The sequence below is a fragment of the Streptomyces sp. NBC_00273 genome, from assembly GCF_036178145.1.
In the GTDB taxonomy this organism is placed as follows: Bacteria; Actinomycetota; Actinomycetes; order Streptomycetales; family Streptomycetaceae; genus Streptomyces.
In genome coordinates this window covers 9,438,897-9,465,405 of record NZ_CP108067.1, presented here as the reverse complement: position 1 = coordinate 9,465,405, position 26,509 = coordinate 9,438,897, and the positions used below count along the sequence as shown (strand labels likewise).

General features: G+C 68.3%; 29 protein-coding genes and 4 pseudogenes. 14 read left to right on the top strand and 19 right to left on the bottom strand.

Annotated elements, in window-relative coordinates; translation table 11 throughout:
• Positions 1 to 25 precede the first annotated feature (25 nt).
• Positions 26 to 418, bottom strand: coding sequence for a TetR/AcrR family transcriptional regulator (locus tag OG386_RS42455; RefSeq protein WP_328792648.1), 393 nt, complete (start codon positions 416 to 418; stop codon positions 26 to 28).
• Between the two features lie 615 nt (positions 419 to 1,033).
• Here OG386_RS42455 and OG386_RS42450 point away from each other — a divergent pair.
• On the top strand, positions 1,034 to 1,219 hold the full coding sequence (locus OG386_RS42450; protein ID WP_328792647.1) for an alpha/beta fold hydrolase: 186 nt from the start codon (positions 1,034 to 1,036) through the stop codon (positions 1,217 to 1,219).
• A 347-nt stretch (positions 1,220 to 1,566) separates the two neighbouring features.
• Positions 1,567 to 1,686: pseudogene (locus OG386_RS42445) on the top strand (IS21-like element helper ATPase IstB); the annotation flags it as partial.
• Between the two features lie 11 nt (positions 1,687 to 1,697).
• On the opposite strand, the gene OG386_RS42440 reads toward OG386_RS42445, so the two are convergent.
• From OG386_RS42440 to OG386_RS42430, 3 genes are all read right to left on the bottom strand, one after another.
• The gene (locus OG386_RS42440) at positions 1,698 to 2,165 is read right to left on the bottom strand and encodes a hypothetical protein (protein ID WP_328792646.1); all 468 of its coding nucleotides are present in this window, start codon (positions 2,163 to 2,165) and stop codon (positions 1,698 to 1,700) included.
• 304 nt (positions 2,166 to 2,469) lie between these two features.
• Positions 2,470 to 2,796, bottom strand: a complete 327-nt coding sequence (locus OG386_RS42435; protein WP_328792645.1) for a hypothetical protein — start codon at positions 2,794 to 2,796, stop codon at positions 2,470 to 2,472.
• An 812-nt stretch (positions 2,797 to 3,608) separates the two neighbouring features.
• The gene (locus tag OG386_RS42430) at positions 3,609 to 5,162 is read right to left on the bottom strand and encodes an alpha/beta fold hydrolase (protein WP_328792644.1); all 1,554 of its coding nucleotides are present in this window, start codon (positions 5,160 to 5,162) and stop codon (positions 3,609 to 3,611) included.
• 854 nt (positions 5,163 to 6,016) lie between these two features.
• Between OG386_RS42430 and OG386_RS42425 the strand changes: the two genes are divergently transcribed.
• Positions 6,017 to 7,381, top strand: coding sequence for a glutamate decarboxylase (locus tag OG386_RS42425; protein ID WP_328792643.1), 1,365 nt, complete (start codon positions 6,017 to 6,019; stop codon positions 7,379 to 7,381).
• Between the two features lie 53 nt (positions 7,382 to 7,434).
• On the opposite strand, the gene OG386_RS42420 is transcribed toward OG386_RS42425, so the two are convergent.
• The 3 genes from OG386_RS42420 to OG386_RS42410 all read right to left on the bottom strand — a co-directional run bounded on the left by OG386_RS42420 (position 7,435) and on the right by OG386_RS42410 (position 8,272).
• Positions 7,435 to 7,830 carry a hypothetical protein gene (locus tag OG386_RS42420; protein WP_328792642.1) on the bottom strand — a complete coding sequence of 132 codons (396 nt, stop codon included), beginning with the start codon at positions 7,828 to 7,830 and terminating at the stop codon, positions 7,435 to 7,437.
• Between the two features lie 100 nt (positions 7,831 to 7,930).
• Positions 7,931 to 8,056, bottom strand: coding sequence for a hypothetical protein (locus tag OG386_RS42415; protein WP_328792641.1), 126 nt, complete (start codon positions 8,054 to 8,056; stop codon positions 7,931 to 7,933).
• A gap of 15 nt (positions 8,057 to 8,071) precedes the next feature.
• Positions 8,072 to 8,272: a hypothetical protein gene (locus OG386_RS42410; protein ID WP_328792640.1), complete on the bottom strand. Its 201-nt coding sequence runs from the start codon at positions 8,270 to 8,272 to the stop codon at positions 8,072 to 8,074.
• Positions 8,273 to 8,474: 202 nt separating this feature from the next.
• On the opposite strand from OG386_RS42410, the pseudogene OG386_RS42405 reads away from it, so the two are divergent.
• A pseudogene (locus OG386_RS42405) lies at positions 8,475 to 9,347 on the top strand (IS5 family transposase).
• A gap of 33 nt (positions 9,348 to 9,380) precedes the next feature.
• On the opposite strand, the gene OG386_RS42400 reads toward OG386_RS42405, so the two are convergent.
• Positions 9,381 to 9,728 (bottom strand): VOC family protein, encoded by a 348-nt coding sequence (locus OG386_RS42400; protein WP_328792639.1) that lies wholly within the window; start codon positions 9,726 to 9,728, stop codon positions 9,381 to 9,383.
• A gap of 562 nt (positions 9,729 to 10,290) precedes the next feature.
• Here OG386_RS42400 and OG386_RS42395 point away from each other — a divergent pair.
• Positions 10,291 to 10,734 carry a hypothetical protein gene (locus OG386_RS42395; RefSeq protein ID WP_328792638.1) on the top strand — a complete coding sequence of 148 codons (444 nt, stop codon included), beginning with the start codon at positions 10,291 to 10,293 and terminating at the stop codon, positions 10,732 to 10,734.
• Between the two features lie 388 nt (positions 10,735 to 11,122).
• Here the strand turns inward: OG386_RS42395 and OG386_RS42390 are convergent, their stop codons facing one another.
• Positions 11,123 to 12,481, bottom strand: coding sequence for a chloride channel protein (locus OG386_RS42390; RefSeq protein ID WP_328792637.1), 1,359 nt, complete (start codon positions 12,479 to 12,481; stop codon positions 11,123 to 11,125).
• Positions 12,482 to 12,616: 135 nt separating this feature from the next.
• A complete protein-coding gene (locus OG386_RS42385) occupies positions 12,617 to 12,754 on the bottom strand; it encodes a hypothetical protein (RefSeq protein WP_328792636.1) in 138 nt (45 codons plus the stop codon).
• A gap of 496 nt (positions 12,755 to 13,250) precedes the next feature.
• On the opposite strand from OG386_RS42385, the gene OG386_RS42380 reads away from it, so the two are divergent.
• The gene (locus OG386_RS42380) at positions 13,251 to 13,697 is read left to right on the top strand and encodes a DUF6325 family protein (RefSeq protein WP_328792635.1); all 447 of its coding nucleotides are present in this window, start codon (positions 13,251 to 13,253) and stop codon (positions 13,695 to 13,697) included.
• Between the two features lie 1,133 nt (positions 13,698 to 14,830).
• Positions 14,831 to 15,391: a GNAT family N-acetyltransferase gene (locus OG386_RS42375; protein WP_328792634.1), complete on the top strand. Its 561-nt coding sequence runs from the start codon at positions 14,831 to 14,833 to the stop codon at positions 15,389 to 15,391.
• A 458-nt stretch (positions 15,392 to 15,849) separates the two neighbouring features.
• Here OG386_RS42375 and OG386_RS42370 read toward each other — a convergent pair whose 3' ends face one another.
• The 7 genes from OG386_RS42370 to OG386_RS42340 all read right to left on the bottom strand — a co-directional run bounded on the left by OG386_RS42370 (position 15,850) and on the right by OG386_RS42340 (position 19,286).
• A complete protein-coding gene (locus OG386_RS42370) occupies positions 15,850 to 16,290 on the bottom strand; it encodes a hypothetical protein (protein WP_328792633.1) in 441 nt (146 codons plus the stop codon).
• 176 nt (positions 16,291 to 16,466) lie between these two features.
• Complete coding sequence (locus tag OG386_RS42365) at positions 16,467 to 16,607, bottom strand: hypothetical protein (protein WP_328792632.1); 141 nt, start codon at positions 16,605 to 16,607, stop codon at positions 16,467 to 16,469.
• Between the two features lie 165 nt (positions 16,608 to 16,772).
• Positions 16,773 to 17,174 (bottom strand): DUF5958 family protein, encoded by a 402-nt coding sequence (locus tag OG386_RS42360; protein ID WP_328792631.1) that lies wholly within the window; start codon positions 17,172 to 17,174, stop codon positions 16,773 to 16,775.
• Positions 17,171 to 17,836 (bottom strand): DUF6000 family protein, encoded by a 666-nt coding sequence (locus OG386_RS42355; protein WP_328792630.1) that lies wholly within the window; start codon positions 17,834 to 17,836, stop codon positions 17,171 to 17,173. Before OG386_RS42355 ends, OG386_RS42360 begins: the two co-directional genes overlap by 4 nt.
• A 258-nt stretch (positions 17,837 to 18,094) precedes the next feature.
• On the bottom strand, positions 18,095 to 18,535 hold the full coding sequence (locus tag OG386_RS42350) for a hypothetical protein (RefSeq protein ID WP_328792629.1): 441 nt from the start codon (positions 18,533 to 18,535) through the stop codon (positions 18,095 to 18,097).
• Between the two features lie 154 nt (positions 18,536 to 18,689).
• Positions 18,690 to 18,971, bottom strand: coding sequence for a carbohydrate-binding module family 14 protein (locus OG386_RS42345; RefSeq protein WP_328792628.1), 282 nt, complete (start codon positions 18,969 to 18,971; stop codon positions 18,690 to 18,692).
• A 189-nt stretch (positions 18,972 to 19,160) separates the two neighbouring features.
• On the bottom strand, positions 19,161 to 19,286 hold the full coding sequence (locus tag OG386_RS42340; protein ID WP_328792627.1) for a hypothetical protein: 126 nt from the start codon (positions 19,284 to 19,286) through the stop codon (positions 19,161 to 19,163).
• Positions 19,287 to 19,414: 128 nt separating this feature from the next.
• Between OG386_RS42340 and OG386_RS42335 the strand changes: the two genes are divergently transcribed.
• The 6 genes and pseudogenes from OG386_RS42335 to OG386_RS42310 all read left to right on the top strand — a co-directional run bounded on the left by OG386_RS42335 (position 19,415) and on the right by OG386_RS42310 (position 22,792).
• Positions 19,415 to 19,681 (top strand): hypothetical protein, encoded by a 267-nt coding sequence (locus OG386_RS42335; protein WP_328792626.1) that lies wholly within the window; start codon positions 19,415 to 19,417, stop codon positions 19,679 to 19,681.
• Positions 19,682 to 19,969: 288 nt separating this feature from the next.
• On the top strand, positions 19,970 to 20,812 hold the full coding sequence (locus tag OG386_RS42330; protein WP_328792625.1) for a uridine kinase family protein: 843 nt from the start codon (positions 19,970 to 19,972) through the stop codon (positions 20,810 to 20,812).
• A 189-nt stretch (positions 20,813 to 21,001) separates the two neighbouring features.
• Positions 21,002 to 21,196 (top strand): annotated as a pseudogene (locus tag OG386_RS42325) (tyrosine-type recombinase/integrase); the annotation flags it as partial.
• A 7-nt stretch (positions 21,197 to 21,203) separates the two neighbouring features.
• Positions 21,204 to 21,407 (top strand): annotated as a pseudogene (locus tag OG386_RS42320) (helix-turn-helix domain-containing protein); the annotation flags it as partial.
• 564 nt (positions 21,408 to 21,971) lie between these two features.
• Entirely contained in the window at positions 21,972 to 22,553 is a 582-nt protein-coding gene (locus OG386_RS42315; RefSeq protein ID WP_328793545.1) for a dihydrofolate reductase family protein, read from the top strand.
• A complete protein-coding gene (locus tag OG386_RS42310) occupies positions 22,550 to 22,792 on the top strand; it encodes a site-specific integrase (protein WP_328792624.1) in 243 nt (80 codons plus the stop codon). Before OG386_RS42315 ends, OG386_RS42310 begins: the two co-directional genes overlap by 4 nt.
• A gap of 193 nt (positions 22,793 to 22,985) precedes the next feature.
• Here the strand turns inward: OG386_RS42310 and OG386_RS42305 are convergent, their stop codons facing one another.
• On the bottom strand, positions 22,986 to 23,396 hold the full coding sequence (locus tag OG386_RS42305) for a hypothetical protein (protein ID WP_328792623.1): 411 nt from the start codon (positions 23,394 to 23,396) through the stop codon (positions 22,986 to 22,988).
• An 870-nt stretch (positions 23,397 to 24,266) separates the two neighbouring features.
• Positions 24,267 to 25,058 (bottom strand): MBL fold metallo-hydrolase, encoded by a 792-nt coding sequence (locus tag OG386_RS42300; RefSeq protein ID WP_328792622.1) that lies wholly within the window; start codon positions 25,056 to 25,058, stop codon positions 24,267 to 24,269.
• Positions 25,059 to 25,170: 112 nt separating this feature from the next.
• Here OG386_RS42300 and OG386_RS42295 point away from each other — a divergent pair, with 112 nt between their 5' ends.
• Positions 25,171 to 25,773, top strand: coding sequence for a CGNR zinc finger domain-containing protein (locus tag OG386_RS42295; RefSeq protein ID WP_328792621.1), 603 nt, complete (start codon positions 25,171 to 25,173; stop codon positions 25,771 to 25,773).
• Positions 25,774 to 26,509 lie beyond the last annotated feature (736 nt).

The window sequence follows — 26,509 nt, the reverse complement described above, 5'->3', positions numbered from 1 at the left end:
AGGGCGTCCGGGTCGGCTGCTCCGGCTAGTTGGCTTCTGTGGCTTCTGTGGCTGTGGCCACGAGGCGATCACGGAAGGTCCGTTTGTGCCGCTGCGCAAGGCGGGCTACCTCCGGGAGTTCTCCAGCCCCCTCGATGGCGGGGTTGTGGAAAGGGCATCCGCGGATCAGCGTCGGCGGATCCCCCTCGGCGGGGTCGAAGATCGCCAGAAGCCGCTGTGCAGGGGGCAGGTCTTCGCGCTCCAGCTCCGCTTCGGCAGCAATCGACTCCTCCGACTCGAACCGGCGGAGGTACCCCTCCACCAGCGCATTCTTGGTAGGGAAGCGCACGGAGAAGGTCCGGGGCGAGACGTGCGCGGCCTCAATCAGCGCCGCCACGCCGGTGGCGTGGATGCCACGGGTGCAGAAAGGCTCCTCCACCGCCCCCAGGATGCGCTCACGCGCACCACGCCCGCCGCGCGCCGTCCCGTTCTCCGATGCGGTTGCCGTTGCCGTTGCCGTTGCCCCCATGACACGGCCCTACGCCCAGGCGCCCATCCACACGGTGTCCGCCGCCAACGGCATCGAGTAGCCGTACCGCGAAGTCGGCGAAGTCGGTGTGCCGCTGCTCCTGCTCATGCACTTCCGGGGCAACCTCGACTGCTGGGATCCCGCGCTGGTCGACGCCCTGGCTCAGAACCGGCACGTCATCGCCTTCGCCGAGGCCCCGAACCTGGCCCAGGTCGACCTCCTCGGCTTCTCCGTCGGCTCCTTCGTGGCCCAGGAGATCGCGCTGATCCGCCCCGCGCTCGCACGACGCGTCGTACTCGCCTCGGTATGCACGGGTGGACGAGCTGGGTCATCGACGCGGTCGGTGCTCCGGAAATCGATCCCGCGCGGGTGCTCGACGTCTCCTACACCTGCTCCTCGGAAAGCCGGTCGGCCGGCGAGAAGGCATGAGGTGGATGTTCACCCGGGAAGAACTGGATGCGCCTACGACGTGGCAGACACGCCAAGCACAGTACGACGCGGTCACCACCTGGGATCCCGGTACCGGTGTTCGTCGCCAACGGCGACGGCGACGGCGACCCCATGGTCCTCCCCCGCTACTCCCACCTGCTCGCCGGTCTGCTCCCGCAGGCGCGATTGAAGATCTACCCCGACTCGGCCCACGGGTCCCTGTTCCAGCACCACGCCGAGTTCGCCGCCGGCGTCGAAGCGTTCCTCACCGATTCGCAGTAGCCCGGAAGGAGGAGAAGCGATGACAGATCTACTCATGAAACCGTGGCGGCCCGCAGCGGTCTCGCGCGCTGGAACGAACTGGAGACGGTCTCCGCGCACCTGATCCAGAGCGGTGCCGTGTGGAAGATGAAGGGCCAGCAGGGCGCTCTACGACGTCCGCATCATGCCGCCAGCCCCTGCCCCTGCCCCCACTACTTCCCGGGCTACACGCAGGTCGCCGGGATCACCCTGCCCACCGAGCACCGCATCCTCCCGCGCACGCCCGAAGGGCAGGGGTTGCCTGAGCCGCGCAAGCCGGACCGCACCAATCCATCGGAAGGGTCAGCGCTCATGAACACGCAATCTCTCGGCTTCGCCGTGCACTCGTCGATCGCCTCACCTTCGGCGGCAACATCCTCGAGGCCGCCACCGACTCCGACCCCCTGGCCACTACCCGAGCATGCGCCGAGCAACAAGCAACCGCCTGAGCTGCCGAGGTTCAGATGTGGGCCCGGATTTGCTTGACCGGATGGCCCAGTCGGTCCGCCAGCGCCGTCAGCTCGTCCTCGCTGAACCAGAGGCGTTCGGGGTTCCAGATGGCGATCTCGAAGCGGGCGAATCCACACGGCCAGTCGTAATCCAGCACATCCAGAGTGGTTGATCCGCCACAGCACGGGACCTCGATCGCGAGCGTGGTGAACCCCTCGTCGCAGCGAGCCTCAAGGAGGTCGCCCCACCACTCCGTGTCGATTGCTGCCTGGCACAAGGGGCAACCGATCCTTGCCAGGTTGCCCCCGCAGTCAACAGCGGTCACCACGTCGTGCCACGTCACGTCGATCTCCACGTCCACGCCGTCGGCAACTCCGGGAGTCAGCTCCTCGACGAGCGCGATGACGCGATCAACCGCATCGCGAGCAGGCTGCCACTGCGGATCACTCGGAATGATCGACAGGACGTCCTCGCTCATAGCTTCCCCACCTCGTCAGACCACTGCAACGTCGCGACAGGATGCTATCGATTGCACGTTCTGATGCTGCACCGCCCCTGGACCCGATGCCCGACACGGGTCAATAGGGTGTTCCTAGAACTCGGCGACACTCAACAGCCAGCCCAGCATCGGATGATCCTGGAGCCCGCCGACATCCGTTCTTAGTTTTCCACCGACGCAGCCAATCGGCGCTGTTCCACTCGTGACACACCTGCACCGGGACCTGCCCGAACGCCTCCTGGCAGGCGGATGCCCAGTCGTACCGTCCGTCGGTGACGAACGTTCAGAACGGTTGAAGGTCGCCTTGCTGGCCACGCACCGTGGAGTGCGCGAGCGGGGAGATGCCGGACAGTCGGGCGGAGAAGTAGGCCTCGACGTCTTCCGGTGTCCACTCACACGGGTAGGTGCCGTTGTACAGCGTGAACCGGCGCACGAGACCCAGCCGGTCCCCGATCGTCTTCTTCGACAACAAACGGCTCTGCTGCTGCCGCGTCCATCCCGTCAGCATCGCCTCGAACATCGCCGGAGCCGGGTCCAGCGCCCGGACGTTACCCGGCACCACCAGGCTGATCGCGCCCGGCGCATCGACAGAAACCACACCAGCTCCCACGGTTGCGTCAGCTGCAGCATCGTGGCGTTGAAACGGGATCTACCGAGGCAGAAGGCCCCGTCATCACCTGGACGAGCGACAACCGCACCTTCTCAACCAGGTCAGGGGCGGTCACCGAGCCGTAGCGGTGTCTTCCAGCGCGTCTACTTCGGCACACCACCGAGTCCGGCAGCAACTGCCCACGTCCTCATTGGGCCGAACGGCCCGGCGATCCTGTATCACCATCGCTTCCGCTACGAGGACTTCCGACCCGTCGGTGCCGTCTTGTCACATGAAGCGCTGCATCAGGACCCGCAGGTCAAATGACAACGACGAGCTCATCAATACGACTCTGCGCGCCGCCTACTACGGGCAGTTGATCCTTGAGCAGCCGCAGCTTGCGACCTCCCGCAGGGAGCTGCCGAGCAGCCGGGGCGCCCTGTCTTCGAGGGCACCCCGGATGTGCTCACACAGCCCCTCGACACCCGCGCGCGGGCCGTCGGGCGCGATACCGGCGCTCATCTCCCCGTGGTCGCCGCCGCCACCGACAACACCCCTCGGCACAGGTGCCCGGTGGCCGGTGGTCGCGGTTCGGTAGGTGCCGGTGCGCGCCTCGCTGGCAGTGCTGTCCTCCAGCCGCGCCTCCAGTCCGGAGTGAACCCTGGACGACAGCCTCCGTTGCCGATGAGAGTCGGGCAGCGGCCCGACTCCGGGGTGCGCTCGGGTCCGGACGGTTCTCTGGTGCCTTGCTGGCCGGTGGTCACAGCTGAGCGGCCGTAGGCGACCTCCACTTGGCCGGAGCCATGCCGTCGGCTCCGTGCCCTCGCCCCCCCCTACGGGAACGGCGGCGGGTCCTGGCAGGTCACGTCTGCGGCAGGCAGCCGGCCCGTGGCGAGGTACTTGTTGACCGTGACGTCGGCGCAGGATGCGGGGTCGGAGAGGTACACCCCGTGCTTCTCGCCGCCCAGCGCCAGCACCATCCGTGAGCCCTTGAGCGCCTTGTGCAGGCCCTGGCCGCTGACCAGCGGGGTCTGGGAGTCCCATTCGTTCTGCACGGTCAGCACGTCGGCCCGGGTCTTCATGGGCGTCGCGGGCTCAACCGGCCGCTGCCAGAAGGCGCACGGCTTGATGTTCGACGCGAAGTCCCCGTACAGCGGATACTTCGCCTTGTCCCGCGCCGCGTCCCGCGCGTACTGATCGGGATCGCGCGGCCAGGCATCCGTGTCCCCGCACACGACGGACCAGTAGACGGCCATGCCGTCGCCGCCGGAACCGGCGGCTGCCGCGCCCGGCACCGCTGCGTTCGGCTCGGAGGCGTTCGCGCCGGAGGCCCGGGCCTCGGCGAGCAGTTGCTTCAGATCCGGCGCGTCGCCGTCCGCCGGCTTGGGCCCGTTCTCGGCCAGGGACTTGAGGTGCTTGATGACGGCCGAGGCTCCGTACGGGGAGAAGAACAGCGAGGGTTCTGACCTGAGGTAGTCACCCGTGACCTTCTGCCCGTCTTGGATGATCGGGTCCCTGTCGGCCCGGGCCACCAGATCCCAGAAGGTGGCGGACACGGCTTCGGGAGTGGTGCCGAGCCCGTATCGGTCCGAGCGCTCCGCGGCCCACCGCGTCCACCGCGCGAACGCGGGCTCCGCTTCGGTGGCCCACACCTGGATCATGCCGCGCCAGACGCGCTGCGGATCCACCCCGCTGTCCAGCACGAAGCGGTCGGTGCGCTGCGGGAACATCTGGGAGTACACCGCGCCGAGGTAGGTCCCGTACGAGTAACCCAGGTACGAGATCTTCCGCTCGCCGAGCGCCGCACGGATGACGTCCAGGTCGCGGGCCGTATTGCGGGTGGTGATGTGGGGAATGACGTCGCCGGACTTCTCCCGGCACTTGTCGGCGACGCTTCGCGCCCAGGCCACGTCTGAGGGGAAGGTCTCGGGCCGGTACGGACCGCCGAGGCCCCCCTCGTCCGCATTCAGCCCACAGGAGATCGGGCTGCTCTTGCCGACCCCGCGCGGATCGAAGCCGATGAGGTCGTACTGGTCCCGTACGTCCTTGGGTATGCTCGTGTTCAGGCCCACCGGCCGGAACAACGCGGAAACGCCGGGGCCGCCAGGGTTGAAGAGCAGGACCCCCCGCCGCTTGCCCGGGTTCTCGGTCTTGATCCGGGATATCGCGAGGTCGAGCATGCGGCCCTCGGGGTGCCGGTAGTCAAGCGGCACCTTGAGGGTCGCGCACTCGTACGTCGCCGGCTGCTCGGGGCTGCAACGGTGCCAGTCCGGCTGCTGGCGCATGTAGCCGGGGACCTGGGCGGCAGCTGCCTGGGGCGCTGTCAGCAGGGGCACGGAGGTCGCGACGAGTCCGACCGTGGCGAGCAGCGGTGCGAGGCGTTTCATGAGTGGCGTGCCATCCTTCTTCCGGTGAAATCGCTGGTGTGCCCACTGTGTTGCATCGGTGGGCAGCAGCGAATCCCCAGGAAGAGCCGTCCCTGGTCCCTCTCCCGTACCACGCGGCATCCGGACAGTTGGCGGAAATCTGCTCCCGAATGCTCCGCGCCTCCATTCGGGCGCGACCACGGCACCGGCCTGACACAGAAACGATCACCGCTGGTACGCGGCGTCCTACGACCTGCTTCGGCGCGCCCGGCGGTCACCACCCGCGCCCTGGTAGTCCGCTCCCCCTCAAGTAGGACGTGGGGTGATCCGGGCAGGGCGGTATCGAGGCGGAGCCGGAACCGCGGGATGCCTGCGGCTCCGGCGGATACCCTCTGCGGGTCAGCTCGCAGGCCGCCGCGCCGGGCGACGGCGGAACCGCCGAGCAGGCCGGCCACACCGAGCCGCCGCCCGCCAAGCGGTCACGGCGAGGCCGGGTGCTGGTCCTTCCCCCGTCCGCTTTCACGACCCAGCGCGGACGGTGCGGGTACAGCAGGGCACTTCACCACGTCCGCCCGGGCCGCCCGGGAGCCGAGTCCGGCCGGCGGCCGGACGGGTCACCGCCCCACGTGTCCTCAGTGGCCAGGGTGAGTACCAGCCGCCCGTCCGCCAGGGCTGCGGCCACCTCCCCGTCGTCAACGGCGGGCTCGCAGACCATTCGTTGCTTCCCAGGTGGAAGGCCCCGCGCCCAGCCTGCCGACTGCCGCACTCCGTCTTCCTCGGCACGCGCCTGGCCCGTCGTGACGGCGTCGCTGACCGCGCCGGCCGCGCGGCGTGTCTCTCGACCGCGGCAGGCTCCGGCGCTGTTGAATCGAGGCATGACCAAGCGCGACGACTCGGCTCTGTTCGGCAACCGATTCCTGACGGTGCCCGCTCCCTCGGAGACCTTCCCCGAGGAAGGCATGGCCGCTACGGACGCGATGAGGCTCGTGGACGTGGATCTCGCCATGGAGGGCGACCCGCAGCGAAACCTCGCCACGTTTGTCACCACGTGGATGGAGCCGGAGGCCCAACGGCTGATCGCCGAGAACCTTCACCGCAATTTCATCGACCACGCGGAGTACCCCATTTCCGCCGAAATCGAGCAGCGTTGCGTGCGCATGCTCGCGGACCTCTTCCACGCGCCCGGCAGGACGACCGGATGCCGGACCCAGGGCTCATCCGAGGCGATCATGCTCGGCGCGCTGTCGTTGAAGTGGAAGTGGCGCGAGCGCCGCCAGGCGGCCGGCCTTCCGGTCGACCGGCCCAACCTGGTCTTCGGGGGTGACGTCCACGTCGTGTGGGAGAAGTTCTGCCGCTACTTCGACGTCGAGCCGCGGGTCGTGCCGCTTGCCGAGGACAAGTACACGATCGGCCCGGAGGACGTTGAGCCCCATCTCGACGAGAACACGATCGGTGTCGTCGCCGTCCTCGGCACCACGTTCACCGGCCACAAGGACGATGTCGTCGGGATCGACGAGCTCCTGCGGGACGTTCGCAAGAAGCGGGACCTCGACATTCCGATCCATGTCGACGGCGCCAGCGGCGCATTCGTCTGGCCCTTCCTCTACCCGGATTCGAAATGGGACTTCCGGCTCGAGCAGGTCCGTTCGATCAACGTCTCGGGACACAAGTACGGACTGGTCTACCCCGGCATCGGATGGCTGGTCTTCCGCGAAGAGGCCGACCTCGCCAAGGACCTCGTCTTCTACGAGAACTACCTGGGCAAGACCGACGCGACGTTCACGCTGAACTTCTCCACCGGTGCGTCGATGGTGCTCGCGCAGTACTACAACTTCGTGCGGCTCGGTCGCCAGGGCTACACCTACGTCATGAAGACGATGCAGGAGAACGCCCGCGCACTGGCGGACAACCTGCGCAGCAGCGGCCGCTTCGAAGTGATCGGGAGCGACCTCGAGCAGCTGCCGCTGGTCGCTTTCCGGCTCGCTGGCAAGCACGCCTACGACGAGTCCGACATCGCCTGGCAGCTCTCGGCCGAGCGGGGCTGGATGGTGCCGGCATACACCCTTCCGCCCAACGCGGAGCGGGTGAAGATCCTGCGCGCCCTGGTCAAGGAGACCCTGAGCCGCGAACAGATCGACCGCCTGACCCAGGACATCGCCGACGCATGTCACACACTGGACGGCAAGGGAGCGACCCACAGCATCGAGCGGACCCAGGTCAAGCGCGGCACCGGCTACTGACGCACTGTGGCGGACTGGTCTCGCGAGCGACCGGCAATCGGCGACCCGTGCCGTTACCTGGCCTGCTCAGTCAGGAGCAGGACCAAGGCCTTGGAGCGGGTGGTACCGGGCTCGGTGGCCACCGCTTCGGCGGACATGCCGTCGTCACACAGTGCGCCAGCGACCGTCCGGCCCGTCCGGGCGGCGATCCGCTCCAGCGCACCGGCGGCGCGCAGCGCGGCCAACGGCGCGTCCGCGGCGGTGTCGGTCAACTGCCCGGCCATCGCGGCCAGGAGCACGGCCAGCGGCTCGGGAAGCGGCACGGCGGCATTACGGACGACGGACAGGTGCGCGGTCCAGTCCTCGAGCGGTCCGGTGAGGTCGACGTCCGCGCCGTACAGGGGCCGGTCGCCGACCGGCGCCCAGTCCAGGCGATACGCGGCGGCGCCGCGCCATCCGCACCCGCACACGGCACGCAATTCCTTTGCGCTCGGGCGGCGAGCCCGGCCGTCGTAAGCCGACCGGTACACCAACCGCGCCCGCGTGCGCGTCCCCGAAGTCCATCGTCCATCAGTCCCACTCCACCAGCGCACCGCCCTCGCCCACGACCCCGCCCGCACCGCGCGGCCTCAACAGCCGGTGCAGTTGGACCGGGTCTCCCGCGTACGCGTACGGGGCATCAACTTCAACCTCCACTCATGCGGGTGAACTTCACGTGGCCGGGCTGGGCCTGCGGCGGCGCGGGCCGCGGCGGTAGCGATCCGCGCCGGTTCGTCTGCCGCTGCTGCGCTGCGGCCGTCGTGCCGTCCGCGCCACGGGCGGCGGCACCGCGATCAGGACAGCGACCAGCGGGGCAGCCACGGTAGCGGCGGCCAGGTCCGGGTCGGCCCGCTTCGGGTGCACAAAGACCACGTACGCAACGGCACCCAGGAGCAGGGTGACGACGAGGGCCAGAAGCAGCAGGACGACCGGGTCGGTGCCCGGGTTTCCCGCGGGTGCCTGCCGTACCGGGGGCCCTGGGGCTGTGGGGTGTTGACGGGCATAGGGGTTCCTCCCAGGAGGGCCCACTAGCGCGTGCATCGAAAGTGGATCTTGAGGGGGATGATCTTGCTTCGTGGCACGTGGAGTTTTGACGGATGTGCAGTGGGCCCGCCTGGAACCGCTGTTGCCGGTGGGCAAGACGCCGGAACGCCCGCCGACATGGACCAGGTGGCAGCTGATCGACGGCATACGGTGGCGCACCCGTACCGGGGCGCCGTGGCGGGATGTCCCGGAGCGGTATGGGCCCTGGGGGCGGGCGTACGACCTGTTCCGCCGCTGGCAGCGAGACGGCACCTGGCAGCAGATCTTTGCCGAGTTGCAGGCCGTGGCCGAGGCGCAGCAGCTGATCATCTGGGACATCGACGTCGACTCCACTGTCTGCAGGGCCCACCAGCACGCCGCCGGGGCACGGAAAAGGGGACCTGCAGGTCTAGCCGCCCGGCGGCGTCGCCACTGAGCCGGACGACCACGGGCTCGGACGCTCGCGCGGCGGCCTGGCCACCAAGTTGCACCTGGCCGTGGAGCAGGGCCAGAAGCCGATGTCGATCGTGATCACGGCCGGGCAGCGCGGGGACTCCCCACAGTTCGAGCCCGTGCTGGAGAAGATCCGGGTGCGTCGCGTCGGGCCCGGCAGGCCGCGCACCCGGCCCAACCGGGTGCGGGCCGACAAGGCGTACGCCTCCCGCAAGAACCGTGCCTGCCTGCGGGGTCGCGGGATCGGCTGCACCATCCCGGACAAGCCGACCAGGCCCGCAACCGCAAGAAACGCGGCTCACGCGGCGGCCGCCCGCCGAGGTTCGACAAGATCGACTATCGCGAGCGGCCCGCGGTGGAGTGCGGTATCAACCGCCTCAAAAGGCACCGGGCAGTGGCCACCCGCTACGAGAAGCTCGCCGTCCGCAACGAAGCAACCGTCTTCGTCGCGGCCATCAACGAGTGGCTGTGACCGGCACTTTCACCAGAGGTGCGGATAGGGCAGTCACCGATGGCCCAGCACATTGACCACCCGTCCGCTGGGATCGCGGACGAAGAACCGCCTCACGCCCCACTCCTCATCCTGCAAGGGGTGCACGATCTCCGCACCGCTCTCCCGCATGACCGCATAGGCCGCATCCACGTCGTCCACCTCGACGCTCATGTCGGGGGCGACGGGCGCGGTCTTGTCAATGGTCATGACACTGATCTGCGCTGCCGGGCTGGACGGGGAGGCCAGCGTCATGATCCAGCCGTGGTTCATGACCTCCTCGAAGCCCAGCAGGCCATAGAACTCCCGGCTCTCCTGCGCGGCCTCCGACTGGATGTTGGGCACGACACGGCGAACGGCCATCGACGACTCCAAGTGAGAATAGACGTGTCTCTATGTCCCCCAGGAGTACTACGCGACGTCCACCACCGCACGCACTTTCGCAACACGCCCTAGCGGTCCGCGGACGGCAGCTCGCAGTCCTGAGCGGGGACCGGGTCGCACCGCGGGCGGGAGCGCTGCCGACTGCCGAGCTCATCGCCGTTCTCCTCGGCGCCCGCCTCGTTGTGAACTGAGACGCCGGCCGACAAGCTAGCCGGCTCGGCACGGAGATGGTGCTGGCCCAGAGAGCGGTAGATCCCGCCCAGGCCTGCCGTGCGCCCCACCGCCAAGCCCACGCCCAGCATGGGGAAGGGGCCGAACCCTACGCCCGCGCCGCAGGGCCCGGTACGGGGCCGCTGGGGCGGGGGCCTCGCACATGACGGAGCTGCGCCGCGCCGCGAACGGCGTCACAGCTCTGCCGTGGCCTCGCTCTACCACCAGACCTACTGGCCTGTGACAGCGAGGATGGACCGCAGCAGTGCTGACGCTTCGTCATGGGAGGATCCAGGCGCGTCGGCAGCGAGCCGTCCAGTGAGGAGACGCCATGTCCGAGACCACTCCCAACGCCAAGGGCCCCGCCAAGGTACAGATGTCATCCGAGCAGATGGCGAACCTCGGATCGTCTCCGTCCCCCGAAACAACGGCGCCCGAACCGACGCCGATCCCGGCGGACCAGGTCAAGCCCGAGGACATCGCGACCCTGTCAATTGAATACCGGGACGGTCAGCCCGTGGTCGTCGTGAGCGGTGGGAAGTACGTCCCGTCCGAACTCCCCGTAGTGAACAGTTCCGGCACGGCACAATCGGCCCGATTCGCCTGGTCGAATGGCGTGGCACACCTCCACACGCCCGACCCGGCGTCCACACCGGACGGGTCACCCCGGCCGCCGTACACTGGCTCTGACGTGCTGCTCGTTCTGTTTGACGAAGTTCCCGACCAGATCACCTTCCAGGAGCCCGGCGAGGGGATTCACTTCGGGCTCGGCTGAGCTCGTGAGGTCCTGAGGTCCTGAGGCCTTAAGCGCTGTGGCGGGTCATTGCAGTCAACACGACCCGATGATCTCGGCAACAGTTGTCCGCTCTCTAGCGATCTGGTCAACGTCGAGGGGTTGACGTGCGGCGACCAGGAGGACCGGGACGCCGAGGCGGCGATGTCCGTGAGCCACCACCGCTGCAAGCGCCCCCTGGCCTCCTGGCCTCCTGGCCTGCGGCAGTCCATCTTCGCTGCCACAGGTCACCTACGGCCGATGACCCGGGCGTGCCGCTCACGGAGAGAGTCGAATACATGCTTCGCTTGGCGTGAGACCAACTTTCCGTTCCCCGAAGACCTGATCACGCTCCAAACGACATGGTCGTCGAGCGACTCCCTGTGGTGCGTCATGCCGGGGCAGGGCCCTTCTGCGTGCCGGCCCCGGAGCTGCCGGTCGGAGCCGGGCTGAGCCTGAGCATCACGACGTAGGCGACCACCACCGCGACGATGACCAGCGGCATGACGGTGAGCCCCTGCGACCCGAGCAGCAGGGTGGCCAGAAGCACCGACGTCAACGGGAGCCTGAGCATGGTGACCGACATGGCTCCGATGCCCATGGCGAACGCCGGGGCGAGCTGTAGCCCTGGAAGGTGCGACATGGCGATACCGCCCGCCGCCCCCAGGAACATCGCCGGGAAGATCGGGCCGCCTCGGAAGGCGCTCAGTGAAACGGAGTACGCAAGCCCCTTGCAGGCGACGAGCAGCGTCAAGGTGCCGACGCTGTAGGTGGCGCTGTCCGCGAGCAGTGGACCCAGGGCGCTCTGCCCCGAGTACATCACCTCGGTCGCGGCTTTCCCGGTGCCCTGGGCGTAGGCGATGGCGAGCCCGGCGATCACCAGGCCCATCAGTGCGGTGGCGGGAAGCAGGTGCCGTTCGACGCGGGGCTGCAGCCATAGGGCGAGCCGTCGGATGGCCGTGCCGGCGAGGGCCGCCGCGATTCCGATGACGAGTGCCCAGCCGAATTCGGTGCCGGTGGGCGGGTTGGCGTGCGGTACGTCCTGAATTGCCAAGGAGTACGTGCCGAGACCGGTCCAGTTGTCCATGCCGATGAAGACGAGCGAGCCGATGCCGGCGGCGAGAAGCCCCGGTACCAGCACGACCCCGAGCATCGGCCCGCCGATCCCCGATACCTCCATGAGCAGGAAGGCCCCGGTAATGGGGGACCCGAGCAGGGTGCTGACCGCTGCGAAGCTGCCCGCGGCGCCGACTACGGCCCCGGCCTGCGGGGGCAAGCTCGGTTTGAGCAGGCGCACCAGCCAGAGGGCCACGCCGCTGCCGAGCATGATGAGCGGAGCCTCGGGTCCCAGGACCGCGCCGAGGCCCAGCGTGGCAACGGCCGCGATGAGGATGCCGGGAAGCTCCGACGGTTTCGGCGCACCCGCCACCGACAGCCCCTCGGCCGGCTTGTGGCCGCCGATCCCGGGGAGGTGGCGGATGGTCACTCCGACCAGCAGGCCTGCCACGGCGAGCAGCGGCAGGGGCCACCAAGGCGGGGTCTCCCGGAATCCCAGAGCCTTGGGCAGGTCGGTGTAGGCCCAGGGCTGGAGCTCATCGACGAGCGCGAGGAAGCCGTACGCACCCACGGAGATCAGCACTCCGAGCACCGCCGCCATGACCAGGAGCCCGATGTAGCCGCGAGTCCTGACCTGGGCGAAGGGGTCCGTCGATGACGCCCCCGGTGCTCCGACGGGACTATCGGCCGACATGCGAATCAACTCCTCGGCATCGATGTCCGTCGAGAACGTGGCGATTCACCGGCGTTTCCCCGAGGTGATACCACGGGGCATCGCTGCGCACTTGGCGGGCTCACCGCTGTCGATCGGAGGCGGCCTGACGGTCATTCAGACGGCCCAGTCCCCGCCGGGTGGTTCACCCGATCGATCGTGCGTCGTAGGCGTGGTCCGCCCGGTCGTGGCGGGCAGGGTGAGTACCGCGACCACCCCGCCGAGGATGAGCATCAGCCGCAGACCCGTCAGCACCGTCCCTGCGCGTCCTGGAGTCAGCGGTGTGGTCGGCTGCACCGCGAACGGTATGCGGCAACCCTCTGGGGTCGGATCGGAAGGTGTCGACGGAAGGTGCGGCAGCGCGCGGAAAGCCGCAGTGCCCGACAGCGGCCACTGTCGGGCACTGCGCTGCGTGGGCACTCGACTTCTGCCAGGATGCGGGCCCACAGCCGCTGTGAAAGGCTGGGAATCGGCGACCCTCGATGGGCCCATTTCGAGCTGTGAGGATCAGTCCCACATCCTTCTCGGAAGAGGTTTCGAGAAGTGCCTGAGCGGGGGCAGACGGCACACTGTCAGCTCGTGACTCTGCACAGCGGGCTCGTCGCTGTCGGCATTCTCATCATGTGGGCGCTCTGCGCCGGGCCGGACAAACAGGCAGGCGCACCTGGAACTCGAGGTCATAGAACCTGTCAGGCGGCGACCAAGCGCTTGGCCTCGGACCGGCTCTCATCGAGAGAACGGAAGTGCAGACATGGCATCACCTGACACCGACGAATTGGGGCCGGTCGACTACCTGGTCGTCGAGTTCCCACCGGCTACCTCGCATTTCACCGGGGAGATGGCCGCAGAGCTCGACAAGCTGGTCACCTCGGGGATCATCCGGGTGTTGGACCTGGTCATCCTGACGAAGGGGGCGGACGGCGAGCTCGACGTGCTGGAGGTTGACGACCTCGAAGACGCTGGTGAACTGCGCGCCGCAGAGGCGAAACTGGCCGGTCTGCTCGCCGAAGAGGACGTCGTCAACCTGGCCGCCGCCATGGAGCCCGGCACGACGGCCGGCGTGCTGGTCTGGGAGAACGTGTGGGCGGGGCCCTTCGCCTCCGCCGCACGCCGCTCGGGAGGCCAGCTCATCGCCAACGGGCGCATTCCGATCCAGGCGATCCTGGCCTCGATCCAAGCCGACGAAGAAGGAGAATGAAATGCCCCTCGCCCCCATGCGCAGAGGACGACGTGGGGTCATCGGCGCCCCTGTCGCTCGCACTGCGGCCGTCGTGGGCACGGCCGCGGTCGTCGCCCACGGAGTCGGTCGCCGCAGTGACCGGCGCGAGGACCGCCGGGAAGACCGTCGGGAAGACCGTCGGGATCGACGCTGAATCGAGCCTCACCGGCCGGGCTGGATTCCAGCAGTGCAGCCCGGCAAGGCTCAGGTACGACCGGGAGCACCGCGCGGCGGTAATCGCGGCATGAATCCAGATCACCGCTCCTGAGCACGGACGGTACTCACAACGTCTTGGTCGAATCCGTACGGCTCTTCCCCCTTCGAAGCCCCGAGAGCGCCGTCGGTCTGCTGCCTTGGCAGGCGTATGGATTCGGAACATGCCAGCCCCACAATCCCCCGTTCTCCCAGCCCTCCCGGTCTACCGTGGATCCAAGGTCCAGCCCCGGGCCATCCGGAGCGAGCGTCCCAGACACGGTCGCCGAGGAATTCGCGCCGCGTGCCTTCACCTGCAAGGAGCGGCAGATCATCCGCGCGAGCCGGAGCCGCAACCTGCCGTCTACGCCGGGAGTCGCTGGCCGATGGCCACAGCGTTCATCGCTTCTGCCGCGCTCACCCTGTTCCTGCCCGACGACCTGCGTCTTGGGCCCCGATGGGCGATTCCCCTCGCCGAAGGCCTCCTGCTGGTGGCACTGATCCGGGCGACCCCGGTCGGAGGAACCGCTCCTCGACTGTCTTGCGCTCCGTGTCGATCGCTCTGGTCGTCGGGCTGGCGTGCAGCGCCATCTGGTCGACCGTCCAGCTGATCGACGACCTCATCCGCGGCGGACACGAATCCAACTCTGACACTCCACCGTCTCGATCCCCGACCCGCCCTGGACTGTCCGCAGTGCGTGGGGGCGTGCGACCCGGCCCTTCAACGGTCGGACACACCAACGGTTCCGCGCCCTGACCGCCCGGGGGTCTGTAGGCACTTCGTTGGGCTCCACCGCACCAGCGTTTCGTTGCTCCACTGACGTACCAAGATGACGTGGCTCCCCCGGCGTGACGGGGGCAGTATCGATCGGGTTCCGAAGAGCCTGTGCATCGCACGCTGCAGCATGATCGAATAGGGGATGACATCGTTCTGGACTGGCGACCGAGTACGCCTTCGCGGTATCGAGCCCGACGACTGGACGGCGTTCATGCGCTTCGCCGTCGACGAGGAGCGGTTGGGAAATGTGTTGCATCCACCCCGTTCCGCCGAGGGCTTCCGTGCCTGGGCGAAGGAGCAGGCTGCTGCCAAACTCGATGGCGACTGCTTCGGGTTGGCAATCGAAGCAGTCGACACAGGGGAGATAGTCGGTGCCGTCGGCTCGCACCACTCTGATCCCCGTGCGGGCTGGTTCGAGTACGGCATCACGATGGGTGCTGACCAACGGCGCAAGGGCTACGCAGCAGAAGCCGTGGTGATGTTGATGCGTTTCATGTTCGCTGAGCGGCGCTATCACAAGTGCGGGGCGCGGATCTTCGCCCACAACGAGGCATCGCTGGCACTTCATCGTCGCCTCGGTTTTGTCGAGGAGGGTCGCCTCCGCGATCACGTGTTCTTCGCCGGCCGGCACCACGACCTCGTCGTCATGGGCATGCTCGCCGACGAGTTCGCACAGCTGCACGCGTTGGGCGAACTTGCCTGAGCGGTGGATCCTTCGCGGGAAGCTCACCTCCATCGGCGTCAACTTCCGCCAGGAGGAGGACGAGCTGACACCGCTGCCCAGTGAGGACTTCGCGTGCGGCAGTTCGCTGTGCAGTACCGGCAGGACTTCCTCGACTCCGGCGCGAGCGTGCCGCCGCGCGGAGAACAGCGTGGAGCGATCTTTCGGTCACTCCACCAGGGTCATCCTGGTCGGGGACGTTCGGCAGCAGCGTGTCAGTGACGTGATCCCGGAGCAGAGCGTCCTGCCCCATACGCCGCGTCACGCGTTGATCTGTGGAAGCAAGCGCCAAGGATGTCTCATCAGGCTGCGGCCCGGACCTGGAGAAGGGCGTTCAGTCGCGAGCAGCCGCGGAAGAGTCACGTGCGCGAAGTCGACTTAGAGGTGCTGCGGCCGGCTGATCGTGCTGGGGTCACCTGCTCCGAGGAAGCAGCCTGACGTCACTGTTCTCGTGGCAGCACGGTGAGACTGGTGATCAACTGGCCGAGGTCAGGGGCCGATAGGTGCGACATGAGTTGGCGCAATGCCGTGGCGTGCTGGCCAACCCGCTTGAGGGTCGACCGTCGGTTCGGGGCGTGACCGGGAACGTCCTGGGCCGGCCCGCATCCGGCGGCGACGTAGAGCGTGTCCAGTCCAGCCCGCCGTCCCCTGACGCCGTCTGGTCCGACGACGGCCAAGCTGGTCACGACCTCGGGTTCCCGGCCGTCGTAGAGCTGCACTTCCACGTCCAGTCCGGGGCCGCGGAAGAACAGTGCAGTGCCACTGAAGGGCAGGATTTCCGTCGCTTCCGGATGCGCGAAGCCCGCTTCCTCATGCAGGAACGAGAACGCCACTGCAGTCTCGGTCCGGAACTCTGCCTGCAGATCTAATGCGGGGCTCATGACCCGATCATCCACCCCCGGACCCCCTCCCGAAGCCCGTGGGTGGAAACCACTCGAGGGTCTTGCTTCCCTTGGCGATACGGCCGGTCATGAGAGTGATGGCTGCCCAGGTGATGAGGGTTTCGGAGTGGTGGACGAGTCGTGTCCGGTAGCGGGAACGCATTGCTGCGTCCCCGCTACCGGGTCGGGAGGCACTCGCCGGTGGCCTTGGCCGCGATGACCTGTTCCAGGGCGGCTCGGTACTCGTCGCATATCGGGGTCATGCCGAGCCCGGACAGAGTCTCGGCGAGGGCGACGGCCCCGCGACTACGTGCCATTCGGCCCGTTCCAGTTCGACCGTCACCCATACGATGACGCCTTGCGGGCCCTGAACACGGTGATCGGCTCCGACGCCTACGACACGCGCGCATGGGCGCTGCCGTCACACCGTCTTGGTGCAGATGAAGTCCAGGGGCCGAGAACAGCGGCACGAAGACTCGCTATCACTCATCGGCGACGGGCAGCGTGTGCCACCAGTGACCGCATCCGTCGGAACAGAACCGTTCGCGGCGCCGTTCGTCCGCGACCGCGAGTACTGCGACCAGTAGCCGGAACGCCTTGCGGCGTTCGTCGACGGGGGTGAGCCCGACGATCTTCCCCAGTTGCTGGTCGATCGGGCCGCGGGTGATCAGAACCGCGGGCGTGTGCGTCGGGCGCAGCCCGGCGCGGCGGATGCTTTCCGGTCCGTCTTCGGTGACGGCGCGGGCCTGCATGCAGTAGTGGCGCAGGAACAGGAGCACCTCGGACTGCTCCTGCGGGTCGTGCGCGTCGAACCACTCGATGCCCCGTGACATCGGGCGCAGGCCCTGGGCCAGTTCGTTGAGGATGACGTCCCGCTCGGTCATGGCTGCTGGCTCCCATGAACCGGCGGGGCGAAGGTCTCAGCGGTCTCGGCGACGAAAGCGCAGAGTCGCTGTATGCCCTGTCGGCAGTCGTGCGGGTCGAGGGCCGCCGCGACCCGGGCTTCGAGCCACCGGTCCCAAGGGCCTCCCGGGGCAATGAACCCCGATGCGGAGTCGGAGCCGAGAATCTCATCGAGGTACAGGAGTGTCCCGAGGACGGTTGGCTGGTCGTAGTCGAGGTCGGGACGCGACAAGTAGTGATCAAGGTAGGCGCTGAGCAGTTCGGCATCCGCTGCAGTGCCGAACGTCGCGAGGGCGACGCAGTACGCCGCACCCGCGTACGGCCCCCCGCTGGCGAGCAGGAGCCGGCCGATGAGGTCGCGGAACTCGGTTCTGTGGGCCACAGCGACCAGCCAGGCGGCCGTCTTGCGCTCGCGCCAGCCGCCCTCGAAGAGGATGCCGAGCTCCGCGGGAGTGATCTCGTGCGCAGCCTGCGCCAGATCCCGCAGGAACATGGAGCGCTCGGCCGCGTTCATCCGGTGGAGACTCCCGCCCAACCGAAGGTATCGCCGCTCAGGCCTGACGAACCGTCGAACCAGCTCCTGCAACTCGGGATCGCTCCGCACATCACGCATGACCGCATCCTGACCCGGGTTGGTGCGCACGCGCCACAGGTTTGCCGACCGCCTCGACTACCTCGACTACCTCGACGGAAGGCAGTCGCTGGTTCAGAGAAGTGACCGGGCCGAACGAGATGACGCCGGACCGGACGGGCCGTATCGGACCTGCTGCGATGAGCCCGCTTTCATTCCAGCTTCGCACCCCTGTGACCGAGCGCGATACCCGGCCCCGATGGACAACCTTTGTGCTCGACTCGGCGCCAACAGAGCCGCCGCTCCCCGGGAGACGGCCTACGGCCGAGGTCAGCAGGCCCAGCTATCGTGTCCTGGCGGGAGCTGCTTACGCAGAAGGCTCGCGAACGCACGACCGCACGCCAGCATGGGTTCGACGGGCAGGTCCACGTCGAAGCCTGCGTCATGGCCGCCCGTGCCGTAGGAGTTGACGAGATCCTTCGGGATGGCGGGGGTCCGTCCGAGCAGTCGCTGCAGGACGCGCTCCGAGAGGTGCAGCGCGAGCGCGACCCGAGCGGGGTCCGTCCCAAGATGCTCGTCGAGACAGGACGAAACGAACCCCACGAAGCCGGTCGTGGCCCGCATCTCCCAGTCGTCGCAGGCACCGGCCAACCACTCCGGAGCGTCAGCGACCGCCTTCGCCTCCTGCGCCAGCAGGTACAGCCACACTTCGGCTTGCTCGTCGCGGACCCAAAATCCAGAGCCGCAGTAGTCCAAGTTCGAGGTGGCCATGCCTCGAGTAGACCACGCAGGAGCGAAAACCCACTACGGAACCCCCCGGCCAGAGCACTGATCGTCCGGCGGGCTCCGGGCTCGGCACCGCGGGCCAACCGTCAGGTTCAGGGGACACCTTTCGTGCTCAGTATTCCGGGGCCGGCGAGCACGGCTAGTTGTGGAGGTGGTCGCCTTCGACGCGGTTGGCCTGTTCGGGGTAGTTGCAGGTCAGCAAGTTGAGATCCCAGTGCAGGCCAGCGGGGCAGTCGAAGCGGTAGGCGATGCCGTTGGAGCATTCCCAGAACTTCATGAAGTCGGCGTCCCCGTAGTACTGGTTACCACCGGGGCATTCCTTGGTGACGGGGTGCGGTTCGTCGGCAGCCATCGCCTGCGGCGTCGTCGCTCCCGCCAGGATCAGGCCGGCGATGGTAACGACCATGCTGAGCTTCTTCATCGGATTCCCCTCCGTTGATCGGATGACGCATTGATCAACGGCAGTCAAGGGAAGAGGGCACGCGACCGCCAGACCTCTTCCGGCCGACGGGCGAGGATGCCCCGATCCCGGCGGCCTGCGGTGGGGCCGCGGATCCAGCGGCTGGGTCCCCGGCTGGTCGATCCTCCGCCGGCCAATCGGATTCACCCGCTACCGGATCGCCAGCAAGGTCGTTAAGGGCCAGCCGCTCGGCGGGACCGGGACGAAGGGGTCGTCATCGAGCAGGTCCATCGCGCCGTCGAACTCGCCGAACAGCTCCACGAGGACCCCGAGCACGGAGCCCTGCTCTTCGGCCGGTTCTCCTCCACCGTCCGCAACCGCTGGGTTCCGCAACTGGGTCAACTCCCGAGCTGGACGGCGACTCGGACTCGCACCGTTCCCCGAAAGGGCCCGCGAACCTGCGGATGCTCAGGCGGTCTCTGGCCTTGGAGATGGCCTACCGGCCCGGTGGTGTCCTCGCAGCCGAGATCCATCTCAAGCACATCGGGGTCGCACGACCGAGGGCTACAGTTCGCACCCCGGCGGGGCCCAGGACCCAGCGCGGTGACCGGGACGTGCTGAACCTGCTGACCAAGCACGCCAAGAACCTGCACATCGGCCCGGCGAACTTCTGCTCGTTCGCCGACCCCTCGCGCGCTCTGCCCCAAACTCGCCGGCACCCCCACCGCTGACCGGCCGCCGGTCGGGATGTGTGACTCCGCCGGCTGCCCGCAGGCCACCCACCACCTCTGCCACCGGCCCGTCTGGGCCGAGCATGTCGAACCGACACCTGCGAGCGACCGCCACTGCGGCCAACCGTGTGACCCGGCTTCCCCTCGTCTGCAGCACTTCGATCGGATCGTGCAGCTGACTCACGTTCCGCAACCGGCCCGCCCCAGGCGGCCGGCAAACAAGTGGCCTCCCGGGGTGCACAGAAAGTAGTTTGTCCCCGCCCTGCACGCCGCCCACGAGGAGTCCTCATGTTCGAAAACGTCCAGGGCCTTTCTCCCGAGCGTGCCGCACGACTTGCCTACCTGGTCGAGCAATGTGGACCGTTGCTGGACAAGGACGAGGGCATGGAACATGTCCAGCGGCTGCTGCGGGACCTCGGGGCCGGGGTCATGGACTCGATCGTTGTCACCCGGGAACTGCGGGGAGTCGGCCTCGGGGAAGCGAAGGAGATTGTGCTGTCGAGTGCCGCGCGGACTACCGAGCTGCGGACGCATCAGCAACTCGTGGACGTGGCGGAGCGAGCGAAGGACGTTTCCGACGGCCTCCTGCAGTTGTCCCAGGCCCAAGGGGCCACCAGGATCGTCGCCATCGATGGCACTGGAGGATCAGGCAAGACGACGTTGGCTGCCGCGGTGGCCGGACACCTCGACGGCGCCGTCATCGTCCACGTCGACGATTTCTACCGTCCGATGCCCGACCGCGAGCGGGAACTGCTCGACGCGGAACAGGGCTACCACCGCTACTTCGACTGGGAACGCCTCCGGGACCAGGTCCTGATCCCGCTGCGGGGCGACCAGGCTGCCCGCTACCAGCTCTACGACTGGAACACCGGACAACTCGGGGCCTGGCGCGAGATCGCTTCTGGAACCGTGGTGATCGTCGAAGGGGTCTACTCCACCCGCCCGGAGCTGGCCCACTACTACCACCTCACCGCCTACGTCGACACCCCGCGAAGCGTATGCCTGCAGCGCGTGCGAGCACGCGGCGAGAACCCCGAGGCGTGGATCAGGCGTTGGCGCGCCGCCGAGGACCATTACCTGCACACCACATGGCCCCAGACCAGAGCCAAACTCCTCGTCCGGGGCTACTGAAGCAGGAACAGCGCGTGATCACCGACGCGACCCGAACTGCCGCGAGCCTGACCCCCTGTCGTCCGCACGTGTGGTCCCCGCCACGCGCGAACGCCCGCATAGCAACACAGCACATCGTCAGCTCGGCAAACGTCGGCTCCGAGATTCACCAGCTCCGTACCAACACGGAGTAATCCGCCTACGGCCTCTGGGGAGACAAGGCACAGCTACATCACGCATCTGACCGAGTTCGGGTATCCGGCGCGGTTCGTGCAGGAGCAGGTCGGACACTCGCAGGCGGCTACGACTGCGATCTACACGGGCGTGTCGAACGAGTACCGCACGGCGTTGCTGGAGGCGTCGATGCGCCAGCGGCTGGGCGAGGACTGGGACATAGTGTCGTAATCAGAAGATGGGCTACCAGTGGCTGTTGCGCCGGCTGATGGCCGAGCGGGAGACGTACCAGACCTCCGACCTGGTACCCGTACTGGCAGAGCGGGCCATCGCCTTGTCGCGGGAGCGGGTCTACCGGCTGGTGCCCCAGCCCCCGCAGCGCCTGAGCATGGACACCTTCGTCGCGCTCTGCGACATCCTCCAGTGCACCCCCAACGATCTGAGATCACGTCGGGCGTCCTGCCCCGGCGCCACGTACACCTGGCCGGCTGAGCGGCAGGGCATGGAACAGATGGAAGACCCTGGCGCTGGATGCTTCCGCCGCCAGCTCGACGACGGGACGCACTACCTGCTGCCGGTCACCGTCGCAGACCTGTTCGGCCCGCACCCCAGCACTGCCAACCATCGGACCAGCTACGCCGACGACAGCCGGACCCGCTACCTGGCGACTCGGGACCAAGACATGCCGAGGTCCTGGCTCCTCTTCGTCCACGGCTGCACAGATGCCATCGACCGGTAGCGGCCAGCCGTCCGGCGGTTCAAGAAGCTCATCGGCGACATGCCGAAGCGGCTGGCCCGCACCTACCGCTTCGTCGCCACCGTGTTCGCGATCAACCCCGTCGGACCGGTCGACTGGGGCGACCTGCGTCGAAGTCCGGCGGCGGTTCCTGCGCGAACATCCCGGCCATGCGCTGGACGACTGGCCGCTGCCGGCCGATGGATTCCTTACGAGAGCGACAGCTCACGACACGCTAATTTGGGGCACCCCGAAGCAGAGGAGAGCCCGGTGGGCAAGGTGGTCATGTACAGCTCGGTGTCGGTGGACGGCTTCGTCGCGGACGAGAACGACCAGCCCGGACCGCTGTTCGACTGGTTGTCCAGCGGTGACGTCCCGTTGGACGAGAGCGGCGAGCTGAAGGTGTCGCAGACGTCCTACGACTACACCCGGCCGTACTGGGACCAGATCGGAGTCACGATCGTCGGCCGCCGCGTCTTCGACCTGACGGACGGCTGGGACGGGAAGCCGCCGGGCGGGATCGACCACGTGGTCGTCGTGACGCACCGGCCGAAGCCCGAGAGCTGGGACCCCGAGGCGCCGTTTCACTTCGCCGACGGCGTCGAAACAGCCGTGGCCAAGGCGCAGGAGCTTGCTGGTGACCGCATGGTCGAGGTCGCCGCTGGCGATGTCGGTGGCCAGGTGCTTGCCGCGGGCCTGATCGACGAGGTGCGCATGGACGTCGTACCCGTCGTGTTCGGGTCCGGCAAGCGCTACTTCGGGTCGGTCCACGCGCAGCACCTGTTGGAGGATCCTGACGTGGTGATTCAGGGCAACCGGGTGCTTCACCTGCGCTATCGGGTGCGCCGTTGACCGATCTCATCGACGAACTCGCCGCCGATGGCGACATCCTCGACGGCGCGGGCTACCCCGCCCTCTCCGCCCACGTCCTCGGCCGCACCCTCGCCACCAACCTACTGCGCGCCGGCGTGGACATCGTCTTCGTCGCCGAACTGCTCGGCCACGCCCGCCTCGACACCACCCGCCGGTACACCCTGCCCGCCCACGCCGGCCTCGAAGACGCCGTCGGCCCTCTCCCCGCCGATCATTAGGGGATCGCTGACCTGGGCACCCGGACGGGTGTACCTGGTTGCACATGTCTACCGACACCCCGAAGCCCGCGAACGCGGCTTCGGAGGAACCGCCAGACAGTCCGTCGCTACGTGGACACCTCCGAAACGGTACTCCTGTGCCCGCACCAGTACCGATCCCAAGGCTGTGTGAAATCGGATGTCCAGCAGGCAGTCACTGGGCCTCGTCGCTTCGTACGTTTCCCCGATACGTCACTGTGTCAGGACCGATACCCAGGGCGGTGAGAAGGGTGTTGATCGCGGCTTCGTCGTCCTCGGTGTCCTTGAGGACGGACACGATGGTGTCCTTCAAAGGGCTGGTGTTCAGCCGGTAGAGAGCGAAGTGGATCCCTCTGATCTGAACCATCGCCACATCGACCTCGGAGAGCTCTTCCCAGCCGTGCTCGATCGACAGCCTCAAACGGTGCGCCAGGGCCTCCAGCGGAGGCGCGAGGCAGGCGACTTCGCGGAACAGGCCTGCGACGTACCACCACATACTCGTCTGCCACGCAGGATTCGGGTTTGGGCAGGCTGAGATGGGCGCCTCTAGCCAGGCGGCTTCCGGGCCAGGCACATCGAAGTTCAAGATCTTTAACCCCCGTTCTGACCGCAGCGTACTCGGGTCGTCCAGCCGAACCCATCAAGGCCCTGCCACAGCCACAGCCACAGCCACAGCCACAAGCTGAGGAATAGCGCACAGGCGAAGTACTGCCTCTCCACCAGCACGGCGGAGGGGTCGAGCCGGCCGAGTACAGCACCGAATCGCCGAGCGCGGCCGCGCTGGCCCGGTGGCTGATGGTCGCGGTCCGGTGCGTGCCGGCGCGCGCACCGCTGGACGTGCTGTCCTCCAGCCGTGCCTCCAGGCCGGGGAAGTCGCGCTCGAGCGGGAAAGGGCACGGCGGACAGGCAACTGACACGACGCGGGGTCCCTCCCCCACACGGGAGGTCCCGCGCAGCAAGAAGGCCCCGTCCTCCGTGAGGAGGCCGGGGCCTTGATCGAGCGCTGGGCAGGCCTTGCACCTGCATTCCCCCACGGGAAGTGGGATGTCTTTCCTTGGACCACCAACGCCAGGCTCCACAACCGTCATCCACGGCCGCGAGCTCAAGATCCAATATACAGCAGGAACCGTCCGGCCCTCCCCCGGCCAGCCGGCCGGACGCCCCCGCCCGGTCGGCTGCCGCGAAGTGGGGCAGCGGGAGGACCGCCGCCCCAGGATCAGGTGTGCGTGCGACCTGTTACCGCAGCCTGGATACGGACGATCGCCACCCCATCCTGCCGTTCTGTCCGATGCCGAACGCCTTCACCCGTCCCGTGCCATCGGAGCGACGACCGGCCGCCTCCGCATCCACACCACGAACTGGCCATCCAGGATCAGACCCGGGAGGGAGCCGGTTCTGCGGCAGAGCCCCGCGTCGCGTCTGCCACATGAAAGGCGCAGCCTCCGGCCGGGGGTTGTCAGTCGGTGTCGCCCAGGTCCAGGCGGTCGCCGAGGCCCGCTGCGGCGAAGGCCGCGATCAGCTGGTCACGGCCTTCGGTGAAGTGGGCCCAGCTGTCGTAGTGGACGGGGACGATCCGGCGGGCGCCGAGGATCTCGGCGGCTTCGGCGGCCTGGGCGCTGTCCAGGACGAGCGGTTCGCCGTTGAAGAGGACGGGGAAGCGGGGAGCGCCAGCGAACAGGACGGCGGTGTCTATGGGGGCGTAGCGTGCGGCGATCTCCTTGACCAGGTCGAGGGAGGCGTTGTCGCCGCTGACGTAGACGGTGGGCAGTCCTTCGCCGGTCAGGACGAATCCGACGACCTGCCCGGCGATCGGCTCGATCTCCTCACGCGGTCCGGGGCCGTGGATGGCGGGCACGCCGGTGACGGTGACGGTGCCGCCTTCGGGGCGGTCGAGCTCGATGGACTCCCAGTCGGCCAGGCCCCTCGCGTTGGCTCCCAGGCGCTGTCCGCCGCCGGGGGTGGTGAGGGTGAGGGGGACGTCGGCGAGGAGGGCCCGGCCGGAGGTGTCAAGGTTGTCGGCGTGCTCGTCGTGGGAGAGCAGGACCGCGTCGATGCGGCCCAGTTCATCGGGGGTGCCGCTGGAGGGTGCGGTCTTGACCAGGAGCGGGGCGCCCGGCCTCTGGTAGTCGCCGGGAGCGTCGAAGGTCGGGTCGGTCAGGAACCGCAGACCGCCGTACTCGAGAAGGGCGGTGGGGCCGCCGAAGACTCGGACGGAGCACTGTTCGGGGGTGGTGCTGGTGGCAGTCACGAAACATACACCTCACGGATAGATAGCGGTTCATCCGTGAGCCACGTTAAGCGGTTCTCACGGATAAACACAAGCTCTAACGTGAGCATCATGGAAAAGGTGGGGTTGTACCATGAGGGTCATGGACGAGATCGCGACCATCGAACCGCCCCCCGCGCCGGGCGCCGAGCAGCACCCCGCCCTCGACCTCGCCAACAGCGCCGTCACCCTGCCCGGCGGACACTCCGTCGATCTCCTCGCCACTCCCGCCGCCGCCGAACAGTGGCTCGTCGAACGGGGTCTCGCCCCCGCCGACACCGGGCTGATCGAGACATGCGCCAGCCGGCTCCGCTCCCTGCGCGAACAGATCCGCGCCCTGCTTGCCGCCCATGCCGCCGGGCTGCCAGCCCCAGCTGCCGCGCTGACCGCCGTCAACGACGCCCTCACCCGAGCCCCCGCCGCCTCCCTCCTCCACTGGGACCCGGACCGCGGCCTGTACCGCGAGGCGGCCCACCCCGTCACCCAGATCGTCGAGCACGCCCTCGCCGTCCTCGCGGCCAACGCCGCCGATCTGCTCACCGGACCCGACGCCGAGCGCCTCACCGCCTGCCGCTCCACCCCCTGCAGCCGCTACCTCCTGCGCAACGGACGCCGCCACTGGTGCTCCACCCGCTGCGGCGACCGCGCCCGCGCGGCCCGCGCCTACGCCCGCCGCACCCAGACCAAAACGGACTGACCCGCCCCCTCCCCCGGCACCAGGCCGGCTGCGGCTACGGCTACAGCTACGGAGCAGGCGCGTCACGAAGACCCGCTTCGGATGCGGGCTGGAGGCTGCTGGCCGGGGCGGTGCCCGGCGACGTCTGGCGCGGCTGCCGGACCTGCCCGCAGCCAGCAGCGCAACGGGGCTGGGAGCGGCCCCTACTGGTGCGGCGGCTCCCCGCACTCTCCATCCCACCCTCTTGCGGGTAGGGTCTCCAATTGACGCGACGGGCCGGGGAGCGACCCCACCCGTACAGAGGGACCGGCGCCTCCCGTGCACCTGTCAACACTGTGGTGGAACGGGGGCGATCGTCCGGCGAGGTCTGCGCGCGGTCCATCAGGGCGTCGGCGATGTCGGTGAACTCGGCCCGAACGCAGGCTTCGACCTCGGGGACGCGCAGGCCGCAGGCGTGGAGCAGGCCCGCGTCGAACCCGACAGGCACGCCGCTCCGGCGTTCCCGGTCCATGACCGTCAGCGGCTGGCCGGTGAGATCGGCCCGGTGCCGATCGGCGTGTCCAGTCACGCGGTCCACCCGGTCCGGGGCGCCGACGCCGAGATCCTGCGGGAACGACCGCACGGCCGACTCGCTCCCAGCACTGGGAAAGCGCGCGTCCGGTACGGCCGGACGGTCAGGCCCAGAGCGCGACAGTGACGCTGATCTGCGGGTCGGCATGGCGGCGAGCGAAGGCAAAGTCGAGCCAGCCGCGACCAC